Below are 15,394 nucleotides of genomic sequence, written 5' to 3' on the forward strand. Positions count from 1 at the left end.
ATCTCGTATTTAGACAAAGTAAACTAACCTGGTCGAAGCCAGGGATTGAATTTGAACCTTAACAATCGAGTTTCAGGCCAATATTCTATTGATATTTGACGAATTGGCCGATTTTTTGACCACAGGGTCACGCTGTTTGCGCCGTCGTGGCTTACCTTTATAGGCCAACCAGGAGATTTTTCACGCGTTTGGGGCAGTCGGGTAGGTTGGTCAATCTGGAGAAAAATATCGGGCCAGCCTTGTTGTCCTCGAGCCGGGCTAAGCTGGCTTTGTTTGGGCTGCCAGGGCAGGGGACAATTTGCGACCAGGGATCGGGCCAGATACAACTGCCAAAAGGCTAAGGTGACCAGCGTGGTCCACCGGTCGCCCGCTGCTGGGGTTTGAAATTGAGGTCGGGGCCAATTCAAGGTTTGTTTGCGAAAGCGGTTGCCGCGTTCAATCGGCCACCGATGGTCATAAGCCCGCCCGATAGTTTCCAGGCCGAGGGTCACAGTAGAAGGGATGGTTTGGGGAGGCAACCACAACAACCACGTGCCGGCTGGTTTGGGTTCGGGTTGTCCACACAACACCCGGTGTTTGGCCAGGCGGGTCACCTTGCCACAAGGTAAGAACTGCACCGCCCGTAAGAATTCCGGGTGTGAGTATTTGCAGTCACCGACGATAATATCCAGCAAGTCTGTCAAACCCGCCCGCGCTGCACATAACCGCTTGACCTGGGCCACGCCCACCAGCAAATTGCTACTATCTGGCTTCACTCGCTTCACATCGACCGACAACGACCAACCTGCACCAGCTTGTAGTACCCAATCCAGGAAAGAATAGGTATAACCGGGCACCACCGGTTTGCCTTTGAAGCCCCGGCCAGGCTCATAGACATACTGTCGCCCCGGCAGGGTGCGGGCCGGTAAACGAGGCCAAGCCGATCTAACAACCAGCACTGGATCCCGATCTTGGCTACTTGCCCGAGCCAAAACGGCTGGATATCCGCCACATCACCCTCAATCTGTTGCGCCACGAGACAACGGCCAAGTGTGGCATCAAAGCCAAACGCCTCAAAACCGGTTGGAGTGAACATTATCTGTTCAAGGTGCTTTCTGCCTTAACATAATAGATGCGATTGTCCTGGGTAAATAGGGCCTTTCTCGCTGACAGGCAACCGGATCTCTAGCTTTTTGGCCCGCCGGTTCAAGGTGGTGTAATTGGGAATGGGCAAGCTCACGCGCAACAATTGACTGATCGAACCAGCAAAGCCTTCGGTTTGACGATAGGCCAGGTGAAATACCGCCTTGACCGTTAGCAAACATGCTATCGCCCCATCCGTGTATACTGGCTGCCCTCCTCGTTTCTTCGGCATAGAATAAGGTTACGGGCTTTGGGAAAATATTGATTTGTGTCAATGAATGTCAAACCTGACGCCAATAAAAAAGCTGCCTGATTTTGGGCAGCTTTGCATCAAACCCTTTGGCAGCGGTTCAATTTTCTATTTACATTCTTCTGGATCAATCTCAATGGGCAAGGTGACCTGGCCAAAAGTGGGAAATTGGTTGCCTTGAATCTGATAGAGATTCACAACCAACATTACGCCGGGCAACGCCGCCGGCTGGCGGATCAGCATGTCTATTTCGTCCCGCACAATTTCGCCGGGGCGCATTTGGGAGGTGGGCAAGTAGCCGCGCATAAGGGCCAGGTGGTCGTTTTTGTCCAAAACCGTCTCGCCGCCCAGAGGCTGTACGGAGACATAATAATCCCCTTCAATGTATTTTTCAGCCCGCCAGAAAAGGGTCAAACGCAAAAAACAGCCGGTCCGCTTATGCACCACTTGCTGATGATAGGCAATGATAGAAATCTGGCCGTCCAAAAATTGACCGGGGGGGATTTGCGTCCAAAGCTCATACTCCGGCAACACGTGGCCCATTGGCCGCGGCAGGAGTTCCCACAGGTAAGGATGGCCGGTGGGGGCCTTAAAAATTTGGCCGGTTTCAATGGCTTCGTTTAACCAGGGGATGAAACCCAATTCAATGGTTTCAATATCAACCAGGATCCGCCGGCCCTGGTTGAACCTGTTTTGCAATAAAGCGATGCTGGCTTCTTCTGGCATGCGGCTCAGGCCGGTAGTAGAGAGTGGTTCAACCGGCTGGTTAAGCACCACTTGGGTATAAATAAAATCCGGTAACACACTATTATCCTGACCGATGATGGTCAAGGGTGTGCCTGTTTCAGCGATGGCCACCACTTCTTCCACCAAATCAACCGCCTGCCAATCGCTGCTCAAATCTACGGCTGCATAATTGGCTTCGGCCAGGGGGCGAAAAAGAAAATAAGCCCCGATCAGCAGGCCGATGGAAATTGTCCAGCGGCCGGCCCGAACGAGCCACTTGCCTCTAAATACCTCATCTTGCACTCTAAGCAAGGTGATCAACTGGTACGCGATAATTTTATAAAAAATGCCAACCAGGATGCCGACCCCCAGGCAGAGGGTCAAGGTAAGGGGGATGAGCATACTATCCAAATCGGCTACCCGGTAAGATACGCCAAAAAATACCAAAGCCAGAACCGGCGGGCCAAACAACCACAGGTAACGCCGAGAAGCAATCAGGCCGATCAAACCGGCGATAACGCCCACCGCCGTAATCTGGCCGGCTTGTTGCCAAAATAGGATTTGCAAAGCTTCGCTCCACCCCTGGAAGTTATGGGGAGGGGTCACCAACCCCCACCATTCTCTGGCCAAAACCACAAACCAAAAGGTATTCCAGTCTGAGACATCGGCATAAAGCCAGGTTAGCCCCACCCGATAGCGGGCCGCCCAGGGCAGGTAAAGATAGGTCAGCAAGGGGATTAAGGCTGCCCCGGCCAAAATCAACCAGCTGCGAATAATGCTTTTGTAAGGTTGCGTCTGCGCTCCCGTTGGGGCGGGTGAGAAATATTTCAGGGCCACCCACAAGGCAATGGTGGGGGGCAAAATAAAGGCGGTGCGATGATGGGCCAAACCCGCGCCCAAGATCAAGCCCAGGGCCACAAGCCGGCGCCGGCGGGGATGGTGATACCACAAAATGGCCAACCAGTAGGTTAAGGCAAAAATGAGCGCGTTCAAACTGTAAACTTCGGCCATAATTGCCGCCCGCCAGAAAATAAAACTGAGGCCCAAGAGACTGCCGGCAATAACGGCGGCGGCCCGTCCCCGGTTCAACCGGCGGATGGTCAGGTAAACAAAAATCAGGGCAAACAAACTGGTGGCGGTAGACCAAAAACTGACCCGCCAGACCACGGTAGTATCTGACAAACCCGGGATCAGGCCCATCAGGCGGACGAACAGATTAGATAGGATGATATAAAGGGGATAACCCGGCGAATGGGGAATGCCCCAGGTACTGCCGGTAATCTGCAACATTGCGGAATCCCAGCCCTCAATCATCCAGGAACTGATACCGGGGGGCAATGTTTGCCGGTATAGCCAGCCAAAAACAAGGAGCAGCAACACCAGTTCCCAAGGCCAGGCCAATAGACGGCCCAGACGACGCCAAGAGGCTGATGGAACTGAGTTGGCTGGCGGGGTGGAATTAGACCGCAAAGTCATAATGGCCGTATCATAAGACAGAGTTAAGGCTTTGGCAAAAGTTTTGCTGCCAAAATAGATAAAGCGCTAACAGAGGCTACTGGCGAGGAAACGCAGTTCATAGTACAATAGTCAAAGAAAAAATCCCTTATTACAGATCAGGAGAGAGCCATGCCCCGTATTGAAGAAAGCATTGACCTTACTGTAAACCGGGCCGACGTGTTCAAATTTTGTCACGACATTGAGCGCCGGCCTGAATGGGATGAGCAAGTGGCCCACGTAGAACTGTTGACCCCCCGCCCTATTCGCCAGGGCACGCTTCTGCGCCTTGACTCAAAGGGCGGCGCCGTTTTCACCTGGGATGCCGAATATGCGGCTTACCAGTTCCCATCATCTTCCAGGATGCGGGTAATTGATGCTGCCGCCAGTAGTCCCTTTGGCCGGGGGAGTGAAGCCAGTTGGGAGTTTGAAGCGGCGGGTGGGGGAACTCGCCTGACCTGGGTTTGGGATTACCGGCCCAATGGCATTATCGCCCGGATTATGGATATTTTGGGCCGGCGCTCTGCCACGCGCCGGGCCATGAAAAACAGCCTGGCCAAGCTCAAAAAAATGGTTGAATCGGGCCGGCGCGCCGGTTGGTAAAATGCTGTTTTAGAGGGCGGCTCATAGGGTGTTATCGGGTTGCGTCAAACGTACAAATTATTCAGGCCATGTCATTCTGAGCGAGGAACGAGCGAAGAATCTCCATGAAATATATCAAAACTGACGCAACGTTATGCCACATGGAGATTCTTCGGCCTCCGGCCTCAGAGCAACTGTGACAAAGTAAATAGTTACAAATAATGAAAGGAGCATTTGCATGAAACTCTTTGGAAAGTTGGGAACATTTCTATTGGCGACTTGGCTCATTTTAACGGGTTTAATCCCTCTACTCAACTTGAACATTCCTTCGGGCGAACTCATTTTGGCCGTCATCGCCATTGTGGCCGGGCTGCTGATCATCTTGGACATAAGAGAAAAACCAACCCAAAATTTGGGCCGGCTTTTATTGTCCGTTTTTTTGATCTTGATTGGTCTGTTCAACCTGCTGGGCGTCACTTTTCAGGCCAAGGACATGGTTCTCGCCGTACTGGCTGTTATAGCCGGGGTGCTGCTCTTGCTGGGGCGGTGACAAGGAGCATTTAATTGAACAAAATTATATCCATCCAAAACATTGCCAACCACGTTGGCCAGGCAGTGACCATTCAAGGCTGGCTCTATGCTAAAACCGGCAAGGGCAAAATTCAGTTTCTCCAGGTGCGCGACGGCACGGGCGTTATCCAAACCGTGCTTTTTAAACCAAATTTGCCGGAAGAAGTTTTTGAGGCAGGCAAACGGCTCACCCAGGAAACGGCGGTAGTAGTGCAGGGCACGGTTAAAGAAAACCAACGAGCGCCGGGCGTGCCGGGCGGTTATGAAATTGACACCACCCACCTGGAAGTAGTGCAGCTTGCCGAGGAGTATCCCATTACGCCCAAAGAACATGGCGTAGAATTTTTGCTGGAAAATCGCCACCTCTGGATTCGCAGCCGCAAGCAGTGGGCTTTATTGCGGCTGCGGGCTACCGTGATGCGGGCGTGCCGGGATTGGCTGGATCAACACGACTACGTTGAAATGACCACCCCCATCCTCACCCCTGCTGCCGGCGAGGGCACCAGCACCCTGTTTGAAGTGGACTATTTTGGCGATACCGTTTACCTGGCTCAAACGGGTCAACTTTATAACGAAGCCAATATCTACTCCTTTGGCAAAGTATACTGTTTTGGCCCCACCTTCCGGGCCGAAAAAAGCAAAACCCGGCGCCACATGACCGAGTTTTGGATGCTGGAGCCCGAAATGGCCTTTTGCAACCTGGACGGATTAATGGAGATGGAAGAGGAGTTTGTGAGTTATATTGTGCAGCGCTGCCTGGCAGAACGGGCCAATGAGCTAAACGTGTTGGAACGAGACACCAAGATGTTGCAAAAAGTCATCCCCCCCTTTCCGCGCGTTTCCTATGATGAAGCCGTCGAACGCATTGAAAAAATTTGCGCTGAAACGGACGACCCGGAATTAAAAAACTTGCTGGCCCTGGAGTGGGGCCAGGATTTTGGCAGTCCTCATGAAACAGAATTGACCAAACAATTTGACCAGCCTATCTTTATTTACGGCTTTCCCTCTCAGGCTAAAGCCTTTTACATGGAACCATGGCCGGATCGCCCGGAGGTGTGCAAAAGCGTGGACATGCTTGCGCCCGAAGGCTACGGCGAAATCACCGGCGGCAGCGAGCGCATCAGCGACCCGGATTTGCTGCTCAAACGCATCCATGAAGAAAATCTACCGGCCGAAGCTTTCACCTGGTATCTTGACCTGCGGCGCTACGGCAGCGTGCCCCACAGCGGCTTTGGCCTGGGCATCGAACGGACTGTTGCCTGGATTGCGGGCATCCACCACATCCGCGAGACCAATCCCTTCCCCCGCACCCTGGGCCGGGTTTATCCGTAAAAAATTCGCAGTTCTGAAGCCCTGCAAAGAGTACGAGGTCTTTAGAATTTGGCATTACCCCAAAAGAAAAAGTGCAGCCTATAAACGGCTGCACTTTTTATGCCCAAAATAAGTTTGGGAACAATCCTGCCAAGAGGCAGGCTAACTTTGGATGATCATTCAGGCTGGGGATTTAACTATCTTCAGGCGCGCTCTCGTCATTGGTAGAGGCATCTTCTGCCTTTTTCTTTTCATCGTCGCCACTGCGGACCCCTTCTCGAAATTCCCGAATTGATTGGCCCAAAGCTTTGCCCACACCGGCTAATCGGCTTCCGCCAAACAGAACGATCACTATTATCAAAATAATGAGCCATTCCCAGCCGCCTAATCCACCAAATCTCATAATTTTCTCCTTCGTTAATAAAACAAGTTCAGGGTGTTTACCCGGGTGTATTATAGCATTGGGTTTAACCTGTGGCAAAAAGAAACTATCCTCACAATTTTTCCGCAGGGTAATTTCACCTAAACCGGCCCAACCCCATTATATCCTGCCCCAAATCGCTTTGTCATTTCCATTCCCTCAGTTTATAATGCGGGTTCCATAAGGCCGGGGCCTTATTCAACCAGGAAAAGAAACTAATGGGGGGACGCCCCCCAAGCCTACCGGCAGTTTCTTAGCAGGCCGTCGGGATAGCGGCGCCAAAGATATTAAAATTAAAACCCACAGGTGAAGAACCAATGAAAAATGTGTACGAATCCTCCCATCCCTTGGTCAAGCACAAATTGACCATTTTGCGAGATAAAACCACAGAGCCACGGAAATTCAGAGAATTAGTGCGAGAGATTTCCATGTTACTGGCCTACGAAGCCACCCAAGACCTGGCCACCGCCTCCACCCCCGTGGAAACCCCAATGGGTTCAACCAGCGGGGCGATGCTCCAGGAGCGCATTGGCCTGGTGCCAATTTTGCGCGCCGGGCTGGGCATGGTTGAAGGGGTGTGGGAAATGATGCCCGGCAGTGAAGTGTGGCACATTGGCCTGTTCCGCGACGAACGTACCCTGCAGCCGGTAGAGTATTATAACAAACTGCCGGTTTCACCAACCGTGCAGATTTGCATTGTGCTGGATCCAATGCTGGCCACCGGCGGTTCGGCCACCGCCACCGTAGATATTCTCAAACAGTGGGGCGCAGAGCGCATCAAATTTATGGGCCTTATCGCGGCGCCGGAAGGCATTAAAACTTTACACGACGCTCACCCTGATGTGGACATCCATCTGGCCGCCGTTGACGAACGCCTCAACGAGATTGGCTATATTGTGCCCGGCCTGGGCGACGCCGGCGACCGCCAATTTGGCACCGGCTGATGAAGCCGAAACTGCTGATCCCCAAAATATCATAGCTAATGCCTAAACTGGTTTCTCGCAAACGGCCAACCATACCAGGAGATTTGAATTGGGCCGGTGGGCTGCTGTTTCTAACGGCGCTTTTTTGGGGCTTCAACTTTCCGGTAATTAAATTTGCCCTGGCCGAAATTCCTCGCTATCCTGCCCCTCTGCTTCTTCTTTGGCCCGGCGTCTTTGGCGAATTTCCTGCACCGTGGCCAGCAGGTCTTCAAAAAATTGGGTCTCGGTGAGTTCCTGTACCTTCTTTTTCCGCTTTACCTCGTCTATCTCAATGGTGAGCTGCTGTACCTGCCGTTTGAGGTCGTCTTCACGCTTTTTTACGTCCTCGGCCATTTTGAAGAAAACGGAGAGAAAGGCGCTGGCCCGGGCCTGGTCGGAGTGGTCCATGCCCACAATGGTAGATTGGGTTTGCTCCACCTGCTCTTGCACAAAATCATAATCGCCGGCCGCAATGCGGCGGCACCACTCAATGCTTTCCTCAATGTAGGCGTTGGCAAAACGCGCCCGCTCAAACATCTCTTGCAGCAGGGAGCGGCCCAAAACCGGATAGTGGTCCAGCACGTCCAGCACCACGTCGTACTCAATTTCCAGGGCTTCCACCGGCCGGAGGGCTACCATCGTATGGGAGCGAGGCTTTTGGTCAATCAGCGACATCTCGCCAATCACCTGGCCAGGGCCGTGTTGATTAAGCACTACCTCTTCGCCGGCGGCGCCTGCGGCCACCACCTTAACCCAGCCGGTGCGAATGATAAAGAGCGACTCGCTGGGGTCGCCTTCGTGGAGCAGAATGTCGCCTTTGGCCAGGCTGCGTTCTTTTATTCTGGTGGCAATGTGGGCCAGGACCGGTTCCGGGGTATGCCTGAAAAAGGGTTGTCGTTTGAGATACCGGATGGTTTTAGGGTCTACGGCGGGGGTGGCAGTTTTAGAGGGGATCAATTTTTTAAGATAAATAATGAGTTTATTGGTCATTTTTCACACTCCGCTCCAAAAAGGCACTGTTTGTTCAAAGACTTTCCTCTATTATAGCGGTTACGGCCATTTTGGAAAGTCACGAATTTTGACACAATTTCCCAAAGAGCGCAAAATATAATATGTTGGTAAATAATAATCAAATGGGTGTGTTTCATTTGAGTTGAGACTACCCCTGAAGTGCGGAATTTATTCCGCTTTTTGGCAGAGGCAGAATGAATTCTGCACTCCTTCAACTGATTTGAAACACACCCTAATCAAATCCAAGTATTTGTGTTTTGTTTTGGCTGTTATTTAGGTGTGATTGAATAACTCACGTAAGAAAAGGAGCATCATTTATGGAAGAAGACACAAATGTAGGTTGTGCTCGACCAACAGGGGGACCAGTTGGTGAAACGGTGGAAGAAAAAATAGCAAAAGAAGAAATTACAGATAAGGGAGAGAAAAAAATGATTAGAGTAGGCCAAAAAGCGCCCGATTTTTCTGCCCCTGCCTATTACAAGGGCAAATTTGTAAACATAAAATTGTCGGAGTATCTGGGCAAATGGGTTGTATTGTGTTTCTATCCTGGTGATTTTACCTTTGTCTGAGCGACAGAAGTTTCAGCAGTTGCTGAAAAGTTTCCTGAATTTCAAAAGCTTGGGGTTGAAGTATTGTCAATGAGTATAGATAGTGTGTTTGTCCATAAAATGTGGAATGATCATGAACTATCAAAGATGGTTTCGGGGGGAATTCCATTTCCGATGTTATCCGATACGGGGGGAAAAGTCGGCACAGTATACGGTATCTATGATGAGGATGCCGGGGTTGAGACACGAGGCAGGTTTATCATTGACCCCGATGGGAATATCCAGGGGTATGAGGTATTGACCCCGCCAGTGGGTCGAAATGTTGGTGAAACGCTGCGTCAAATTCAAGCCTTTCAGCTTGTACGAGAGAGTAAAGGAGCCGAAGCGACACCATCGGGCTGGAAACCCGGTAAAGCGACACTGAAACCAGGGCCGGATTTAGTTGGTAAGGTCTGGGAAGTGTGGAAAACTGAGATGGCATTTGATTGAATCGGACGCCTGCGAAAATAATGGGTTTTTTCTAAGGTTGGTTTGAATCGGATGTTTGGATTGGGCTGCATAGGGCTGACTGAAATGTCAGCCTTTTTTTTCTAAAAAACCGCAAAAATCGGGGGGATTTCGTTCTAAAAATATCGTATATTGTCTACGTAAAGTACACCCCAAAAGTCGGCCTTATAATAATTTCCCGATTGGCTGTTGACAAAATAATTGTTTTATCGTATAATATTCGACGTTTTTATATATTCTCCGTAAATTTTTCGATTTTATAGATATATAACCGAATAATTGACGAAATTAACCAGCTAAAAGCGCGCGGCCGGCCCTGAGAATTCATGAAAAATGGAGGGGTACAAATGACATATCGAAGATTGCTTGAATCTACGCTTGCCCATGCCTTGAACTATATTGAGAGCCTTGACCAAGCTCCCGTATCAACCACCACAAGTCTCGCTGACTTGCGCCAACGTTTAGGCCACCCGCTTGCCAACGAGGGGATGGACGCAACTCAAGTTATTGATGAGTTGGTGGCCGACGCGCAAGGAGGGATATTAGGCACTTCGGGAGGACGGTTCTTTGGTTGGGTAGTCGGTGGCTCGGTACCGGCCGCCCTTGCTGCCGATTGGCTTACGTCTACTTGGGACCAGCCCGCCGCTTTGTATGCTTCCGGCCCGGCCATAGCCGTTATTGAAGAAGTTTGTGGACAGTGGCTGAAAGAGCTGCTGGGTCTGCCCCGGCAAGCAAGTTTTGCTCTGGTCACGGGCTGTTCCATGGCTCATGTGACTTGTCTGGCCGCTGCTCGAAATGCTATGTTGGCCAAACATAACTGGGATGTGGAACGAAAGGGATTGGCCGGCGCACCGCCCCTCCGCATCTTGAGTAATAACCAACGACATGGCTCAATTGCGCGGACTGTCCGTTTGTTGGGGATTGGTAATGACAATGTGGTTGATATACCTGTAAATGAACAGGGGCATTTAGACGCAAGAGACCTCCTGAGAGGACTTCAAGAACACGCCGGCCAGCCAACCATCGTATTGTTACAGGCCGGCGACATCAACACGGGGGGGTTCGAGCCTTTTGAGGAGCTTATCCCCATCGCGCACGCGCATGGGGCTTGGGTGCATATTGATGGGGCTTTTGGGCTATGGGCAGCGGCAAGCCCCAAGTATAAACATTTGCTAAACGGCGTAGCGCAAGCGGATTCGTGGGCGGTTGATGGGCATAAATGGCTTAATGTGCCCTACGATTGTGGCTACGCTTTTGTTAGAGATGCAAGGGCGCATCAAGCGGCCATGTCTCACCGGGCGAGTTATTTAACCCACGATGCGATTGCTCGTGACCAGATGGATTGGACTCCGGAATGGTCTCACCGCGCGCGCGGCGTCGCCACCTATGCCGCTCTCCGGCAACTGGGTAAACAGGGCGTGGCTGAGCTAATCGAACGCACCTGTCAATATGCCCATCGCCTGGTAACACGCATTGGCGCATTACCCGGCGCTGAATTGATTTGGGAACCACAAATAAACCAGGGGTTAGTGCGTTTTCTCAGCGCGAAACCCAATGCGACGGATGCCGATCATGATCGGCGCACAGACAACGTTATTGCCAATGTTCTTGAATCTGGCGAAGCATTTTTTAGTGGGACGACGTGGCAAGGCAAACGCTGTATGCGCGTTTCGGTGTGCAATTGGAACACAAATGAGCTGGATGTTGAGCGGGCCATCAATGCCGTTCAACTTGCTCTGGCAAAACAGTAAACCGTAAACTGAGACATCATCACGCCCAACGTTGCCGAATTGCTACCCGGCCGGTTTTACAAATCGGTTGGGCTTGCGGGGTCGCTTTGGCCTCAAAAGGAGATGATTTGAATCGCATTTAATGAACGCTTCGTTTTTTAGCCATCTGACCGACCAAACTAATATTGATAACGGAATGAAGATGGTCCCCCCAAAAACCGGCTTGCCAAAATGCCGGTAAACCCACAGCAGCCAACCGTCAAGATACCGTTGCTCCAATAGCGCCTTTAAGTGCATGGGCACAGGCGAAATATTCACCTGGAATAGATAGTGAGGGTTTTCCAGAGAGAACCCCATATTCAGCCAGTCCCAGTAGATATAGCTATAGTTGACCAGTATGCCCAGGAGTTGGATCATTACCCCCAATAGCGTCACAACCAGGGCGATACTTACCTTGGTCCAACTGTTTAGAAAATAACCACTGGCCAGCGCCGATAAGATGTAGACCAGCCCACACGCCGGGATAAGTTGACTCCCCGCCATTCAAGCAGAGCGACCAAACCCAGCCCCAGCAAGCCGAAAACGCTCAACAGGCTACGCCGGGAATCGGCCTGATAGCTTAACTGCACTTGATGCCGGCCCGGCTCTAACGGAATACCAATAAAACTGGGCATGACCATCAGCGGCGCTACCGCCTGGCCATCCACTTCGGCCTGCCAGCCGGGATGGTAGGTGGCCTTGAGCATGAGGGTGTTCGGCCGGGCTACCGTTACATTGGCCTGATAAGCGCTGTTGGCAGCTTCCTCAGACACTATTTGACCACGATATAGCGGGGTCGGGATTTCCAGTTGCGGTAAAATTTTATCGGCCTGCGCCAGGGGCAGTTGCGTTAGCGGCATGGTAGCGCCCGGCTCAAAACAGATGGCCGGATGCTGTTGGGCCGGCAGCAGCGCGCTGTTGAGCCAGCCGGACGCTGCCGGGAACAAATCTTCTTTGTATCCGCTAAAGGCAATGTCTGTGTCTACCAGGTCAAAATAGCCGTTGGTGTTAACCTGATAAAGCCGGTGGCGGCCAAACGTTTGCACCGGCTGCGCAAAATCGGGCCAGGCCCGCTCAATGGGGGCCACCACGTAACGCACGTTGAACAGGTGATAGTGGTCAAGCCGGTTCTCATCAAAAAGCGCCTGCATATCGGCATTGAGCGAAAGGGCGTGATAAAGATAGCCCAAGTTATCCAGGCCTGCCTGGGCCAGCAAGGCATACATGGGCGCGGCCCCAACTTTGTAATCGCGGCCCCAGTTGTTGCCCAACCCGGCATAAACCCGGCCCGGCGGCAGGTCGCGCAGCGTGGCCGTCAGCGCCTCAAGATCGCTGGTTTCAGCCGCCAGGGCTGCTTCGCCCTGGGCCAGCCATTCTTTATTTTGAGCCAGATAGTCGGCCCGCTCCGCATAAACAGGATAGAGCAGCAGCGCAGTTAGCGCCGCCACCGGCCAGAGATATTTTGGGTTTGAGCCGGCCAATGCCCCCTCCCAGGGCCAGGCCAGGCCCAAACCCATTAACAACACGCCCCCCAGGTGGACGCCCGCAATTAAACGATGGAAATGCAAATCGTTGCTGAGCGGCAGCAGGTTCAGCAGCGGCCCCCAAGTGGGGCGGCCAAAGTAAAGCAGCAGCCACAGCAGGGCCAACACCACAGGCCAGCGATACCGCGCCTCGCGCCAGCGCCACAAGCAGCGCGCCAGCCCTAGCCCGGCCAGCAAGGTTAAGGCCGGGAAGCGACCAAAATCAAACAACTCGCCCTGCACCAGGGCCGTTAAAACCCATTGGTGGCCGTAGGAGTCGTACTTACCGGCCTCTTCCCAAACACTGCGATTCATATAGGCCCGGTCCAGCCAGAAGGGCAGCAGAAAGTAGGCCGCCACCAACCCCAGCAGGGCCAGCAACAGAGCCAGACGCAGCAGCCTCACCCCGGCGTTTTCCCACGGGCGCGAACTTAAGTCGTGCGGGGACGCTACCCCCTCCCAACTTCCCCCTGCCAGGGGGAGGGGTTTACTGCCCCCCGGCCCCGGTTTGGAGGCGGGATTAGGGATAAGGGCAATTACCGCCAACGAGATCACCGCGATATAGCCAAACACCAGGTGGGTGAGCAGGGTGGCCGCCAGCAGCAGCGCGGCCCCGGCATAGCCCCGCCCGGTGCGCAGCGTGACGTAGCCCTGGGCCAGCGCGGGCGGCAGCAGCAGCATCCCCCAGAGTTGGGTATACAACCCGCTGCCGCGCCACACGTAACTGCCAAACTCCAAGCCAAACAGGCCGTTGGTGCCGATGAGCGAGGCCAGCAGCCCGGCCATTGCCGCCGACAAACGGCTAAAGCCGACCCGCCGCATAGACCAGAAAATGGATAGCGGAAAGGCCGCCAGCAGCAGGTAGCGCGTCCAGTGGAACAGGCCGTCCAGAGGCAAGGTTTGACCCGACAGCCCGTACAGCAGGGCCGGGGGCAGGTAGGCCAGATGCTGGTAGTGATGGAACAAGGGATAACCCAGCGTGATCGTGCCCAACCAACCATCCGTGGGGTTTTGCCCGGCGACTAGCGCTGCCACGGTCTGTTTGAGAGCCAGCCAATGCAACACTCCGTCATTGAACAGGGGCGCCCGAATAGCAACCTCCGGGTAGAGATGGTAAAGGTTGAAGGCCACGGCAAAGCCCAGCAGCAGGGCCGCCAGCGGCCAGGTTTGAGCCGAACCGGAGGCGGCTTTATGTAATCCGCCTCCGGGGGTTATTCCTTTTGGCCTGGGCTTGTTGGTTAGATAAAGCATCGGCTTTTCCGGTTCTGTCAGTAGATCACGTTAAATGTAAACATTCGTAGGGTTATACCTGCAAATGGTCTCTGAAAACTTACCCCTTACGGCCAATTCGTCCGAATGTCATTCCGACCAAAGGGAGGAATCCCTATAAAGTCACAATGAAGGGCAGGGTTGATTGGCAAAAAACCAAGTTTTCCATCTCACCCACCACATTTAGGGTTAATCAGCCCTATCAGGGATTTCTCACTCCGCTATAGTCGCTTCGCTTCCAAGCTCCGTTCGAAATGACATCAGGGGTAACTTTTCAAAGACTAAACCCTACAATTTTCTACAGCAAGCGTGACCTACTACTCAGTTCACTTCTTCTGCTTCAAGGACCCAGCGGGAAGCAGCCCAACCTGTGTAGCAGTCTCCTGGTGTACCCGATACCCCGCCAACCCAAACATCGACTACATGCGTTCCGGCCACAAGTCCTTCACAATAACCTACAACCGCTTGACTGCGGAATATAGTATCGCCACCGGTGTAAAAATCGTAAATCAAGTCTCCGCTTGGGCAAGCGCCACCGTCTATACGTATCTGCCAACGACAGTCATCGTGCAACACCCCAAAGTTGTCGGTATAACTTATACGAATTGCTGAAGTTTCATTTGTTTTGTCAAAAGATAGAGTACGACTGGTAATTTGGCCTATATCTGTACTATCATTTGGGCCGAGTCCGGTGGCATAAGCAACTGTACGTATAGATGGTCCCGACGGCCCACTTGGCCCTGATGGCCCGCTTGGCCCGGAAGGACCCGAGGGGCCAGTCGCCCCGTCAGCGCCGTCAGCCCCGGCAGGACCTTGAGGACCAGATGGGCCACTTGGCCCGGAAGGACCCGAGGGGCCGGTCGCCCCGTCAGCGCCATCCGCACCGGCTGGCCCTTGAGGACCGGAAGGGCCACTTGGCCCAGAGGGACCGGCCGCGCCGTCAGCCCCATCTGCACCCGCCGGGCCTTGAGGACCAGATGGGCCACTGGGACCTTGATCCCCTGGCGGCCCGGATGGCCCGTTCTCGGCATATTTGGCCCGCAGGGCATAGGCCACGCTGGCAATGCGCTGATTGGGGTTCAACGCCTCAAAGGTGGTGCCATCCTGGCTGAACCAGACCCGCAGATAGGTGTCGGTTTCACCGAACACGGTTTCGTCCAGCGCCTGGCTCATGCCGGGCAGGCTGGTATCGCCCAGCAGCACGTTGAATAAGCCTGCGCTCACGGCCAGTGGCACAGCCGTGGCCGGTTCGCAGCTGGCCGTGCCGTCGTTGGCCCAATAGTTGGTGGTGCCGTCGCCGCTGGCGCTGTTGACCACGGCAAACTTGAA

The 15,394-nt window shown here is 53.2% G+C and carries 16 protein-coding genes; 8 read left to right on the forward strand and 8 right to left on the reverse strand.

Going from position 1 to position 15,394, the window contains the following annotated elements:
* Positions 1 to 23: 23 nt before the first annotated feature.
* Complete coding sequence (locus JW953_06230; GenBank protein MBN1992282.1) at positions 24 to 938, reverse strand: hypothetical protein; 915 nt, start codon at positions 936 to 938, stop codon at positions 24 to 26.
* Between the two features lie 20 nt (positions 939 to 958).
* On the opposite strand from JW953_06230, the gene JW953_06235 reads away from it, so the two are divergent.
* Positions 959 to 1,108 (forward strand): hypothetical protein, encoded by a 150-nt coding sequence (locus JW953_06235; protein ID MBN1992283.1) that lies wholly within the window; start codon positions 959 to 961, stop codon positions 1,106 to 1,108.
* Here the strand turns inward: JW953_06235 and JW953_06240 are convergent.
* Both JW953_06240 and JW953_06245 read right to left on the reverse strand, forming a co-directional pair.
* The gene (locus JW953_06240; GenBank protein ID MBN1992284.1) at positions 1,100 to 1,354 is read right to left on the reverse strand and encodes a transposase; all 255 of its coding nucleotides are present in this window, start codon (positions 1,352 to 1,354) and stop codon (positions 1,100 to 1,102) included. The genes JW953_06235 and JW953_06240 overlap by 9 nt on opposite strands.
* 126 nt (positions 1,355 to 1,480) lie before the next feature.
* Complete coding sequence (locus JW953_06245) at positions 1,481 to 3,574, reverse strand: DUF2723 domain-containing protein (protein ID MBN1992285.1); 2,094 nt, start codon at positions 3,572 to 3,574, stop codon at positions 1,481 to 1,483.
* A 150-nt stretch (positions 3,575 to 3,724) separates the two neighbouring features.
* Here JW953_06245 and JW953_06250 point away from each other — a divergent pair, with 150 nt between their 5' ends.
* The 3 genes from JW953_06250 to asnS all read left to right on the forward strand — a co-directional run bounded on the left by JW953_06250 (position 3,725) and on the right by asnS (position 6,076).
* On the forward strand, positions 3,725 to 4,195 hold the full coding sequence (locus JW953_06250; GenBank protein MBN1992286.1) for an SRPBCC family protein: 471 nt from the start codon (positions 3,725 to 3,727) through the stop codon (positions 4,193 to 4,195).
* Between the two features lie 217 nt (positions 4,196 to 4,412).
* Positions 4,413 to 4,724 (forward strand): hypothetical protein, encoded by a 312-nt coding sequence (locus JW953_06255; GenBank protein MBN1992287.1) that lies wholly within the window; start codon positions 4,413 to 4,415, stop codon positions 4,722 to 4,724.
* Between the two features lie 14 nt (positions 4,725 to 4,738).
* The gene (asnS, locus tag JW953_06260; protein MBN1992288.1) at positions 4,739 to 6,076 is read left to right on the forward strand and encodes an asparagine--tRNA ligase; all 1,338 of its coding nucleotides are present in this window, start codon (positions 4,739 to 4,741) and stop codon (positions 6,074 to 6,076) included.
* A 172-nt stretch (positions 6,077 to 6,248) separates the two neighbouring features.
* On the opposite strand, the gene tatA is transcribed toward asnS, so the two are convergent.
* A complete protein-coding gene (gene tatA, locus JW953_06265) occupies positions 6,249 to 6,458 on the reverse strand; it encodes a twin-arginine translocase TatA/TatE family subunit (GenBank protein ID MBN1992289.1) in 210 nt (69 codons plus the stop codon).
* Between the two features lie 335 nt (positions 6,459 to 6,793).
* Between tatA and upp the strand changes: the two genes are divergently transcribed.
* Positions 6,794 to 7,420, forward strand: coding sequence for a uracil phosphoribosyltransferase (gene upp / locus JW953_06270; protein ID MBN1992290.1), 627 nt, complete (start codon positions 6,794 to 6,796; stop codon positions 7,418 to 7,420).
* Positions 7,421 to 7,567: 147 nt separating this feature from the next.
* Here the strand turns inward: upp and JW953_06275 are convergent, their stop codons facing one another.
* The gene (locus JW953_06275) at positions 7,568 to 8,428 is read right to left on the reverse strand and encodes a cyclic nucleotide-binding domain-containing protein (GenBank protein ID MBN1992291.1); all 861 of its coding nucleotides are present in this window, start codon (positions 8,426 to 8,428) and stop codon (positions 7,568 to 7,570) included.
* 338 nt (positions 8,429 to 8,766) lie between these two features.
* Between JW953_06275 and JW953_06280 the strand changes: the two genes are divergently transcribed.
* From JW953_06280 to JW953_06290, 3 genes are all read left to right on the forward strand, one after another.
* A complete protein-coding gene (locus JW953_06280) occupies positions 8,767 to 9,018 on the forward strand; it encodes a redoxin domain-containing protein (GenBank protein MBN1992292.1) in 252 nt (83 codons plus the stop codon).
* Between the two features lie 69 nt (positions 9,019 to 9,087).
* Entirely contained in the window at positions 9,088 to 9,486 is a 399-nt protein-coding gene (locus tag JW953_06285; GenBank protein MBN1992293.1) for a redoxin domain-containing protein, read from the forward strand.
* Between the two features lie 365 nt (positions 9,487 to 9,851).
* On the forward strand, positions 9,852 to 11,255 hold the full coding sequence (locus JW953_06290; protein ID MBN1992294.1) for an aspartate aminotransferase family protein: 1,404 nt from the start codon (positions 9,852 to 9,854) through the stop codon (positions 11,253 to 11,255).
* Positions 11,256 to 11,297: 42 nt separating this feature from the next.
* On the opposite strand, the gene JW953_06295 is transcribed toward JW953_06290, so the two are convergent.
* The 3 genes from JW953_06295 to JW953_06305 form a co-directional block, all read right to left on the reverse strand.
* Positions 11,298 to 11,777 carry a hypothetical protein gene (locus tag JW953_06295; GenBank protein ID MBN1992295.1) on the reverse strand — a complete coding sequence of 160 codons (480 nt, stop codon included), beginning with the start codon at positions 11,775 to 11,777 and terminating at the stop codon, positions 11,298 to 11,300.
* Entirely contained in the window at positions 11,702 to 14,047 is a 2,346-nt protein-coding gene (locus JW953_06300) for a YfhO family protein (protein ID MBN1992296.1), read from the reverse strand. The genes JW953_06295 and JW953_06300 overlap by 76 nt, the downstream gene beginning before the upstream one ends.
* A 339-nt stretch (positions 14,048 to 14,386) precedes the next feature.
* Positions 14,387 to 15,238, reverse strand: coding sequence for a hypothetical protein (locus JW953_06305; GenBank protein ID MBN1992297.1), 852 nt, complete (start codon positions 15,236 to 15,238; stop codon positions 14,387 to 14,389).
* Between the last annotated feature and the right edge of the window lie 156 nt (positions 15,239 to 15,394).

The sequence above is a fragment of the Anaerolineae bacterium genome (assembly GCA_016931895.1).
In the GTDB taxonomy this organism is placed as follows: Bacteria; Chloroflexota; Anaerolineae; order 4572-78; family J111; genus JAFGNV01.

Bases quoted from the DNA above. Each gene is read 5' to 3' on its own strand.
- JW953_06240 (MBN1992284.1), bottom strand. From the start codon at position 1,354: ATGCCGAAGAAACGAGGAGGGCAGCCAGTATACACGGATGGGGCGATA.
- JW953_06245 (MBN1992285.1), bottom strand. From the start codon at position 3,574: ATGACTTTGCGGTCTAATTCCACCCCGCCAGCCAACTCAGTTCCATCA.
- JW953_06250 (MBN1992286.1), top strand. From the start codon at position 3,725: ATGCCCCGTATTGAAGAAAGCATTGACCTTACTGTAAACCGGGCCGAC.
- JW953_06255 (MBN1992287.1), top strand. From the start codon at position 4,413: ATGAAACTCTTTGGAAAGTTGGGAACATTTCTATTGGCGACTTGGCTC.
- tatA (MBN1992289.1), bottom strand. From the start codon at position 6,458: ATGAGATTTGGTGGATTAGGCGGCTGGGAATGGCTCATTATTTTGATA.
- upp (MBN1992290.1), top strand. From the start codon at position 6,794: ATGAAAAATGTGTACGAATCCTCCCATCCCTTGGTCAAGCACAAATTG.
- JW953_06275 (MBN1992291.1), bottom strand. From the start codon at position 8,428: ATGACCAATAAACTCATTATTTATCTTAAAAAATTGATCCCCTCTAAA.
- JW953_06280 (MBN1992292.1), top strand. From the start codon at position 8,767: ATGGAAGAAGACACAAATGTAGGTTGTGCTCGACCAACAGGGGGACCA.
- JW953_06285 (MBN1992293.1), top strand. From the start codon at position 9,088: ATGAGTATAGATAGTGTGTTTGTCCATAAAATGTGGAATGATCATGAA.
- JW953_06290 (MBN1992294.1), top strand. From the start codon at position 9,852: ATGACATATCGAAGATTGCTTGAATCTACGCTTGCCCATGCCTTGAAC.
- JW953_06295 (MBN1992295.1), bottom strand. From the start codon at position 11,777: ATGGCGGGGAGTCAACTTATCCCGGCGTGTGGGCTGGTCTACATCTTA.
- JW953_06300 (MBN1992296.1), bottom strand. From the start codon at position 14,047: ATGCTTTATCTAACCAACAAGCCCAGGCCAAAAGGAATAACCCCCGGA.
- JW953_06305 (MBN1992297.1), bottom strand. From the start codon at position 15,238: ATGAGCCAGGCGCTGGACGAAACCGTGTTCGGTGAAACCGACACCTAT.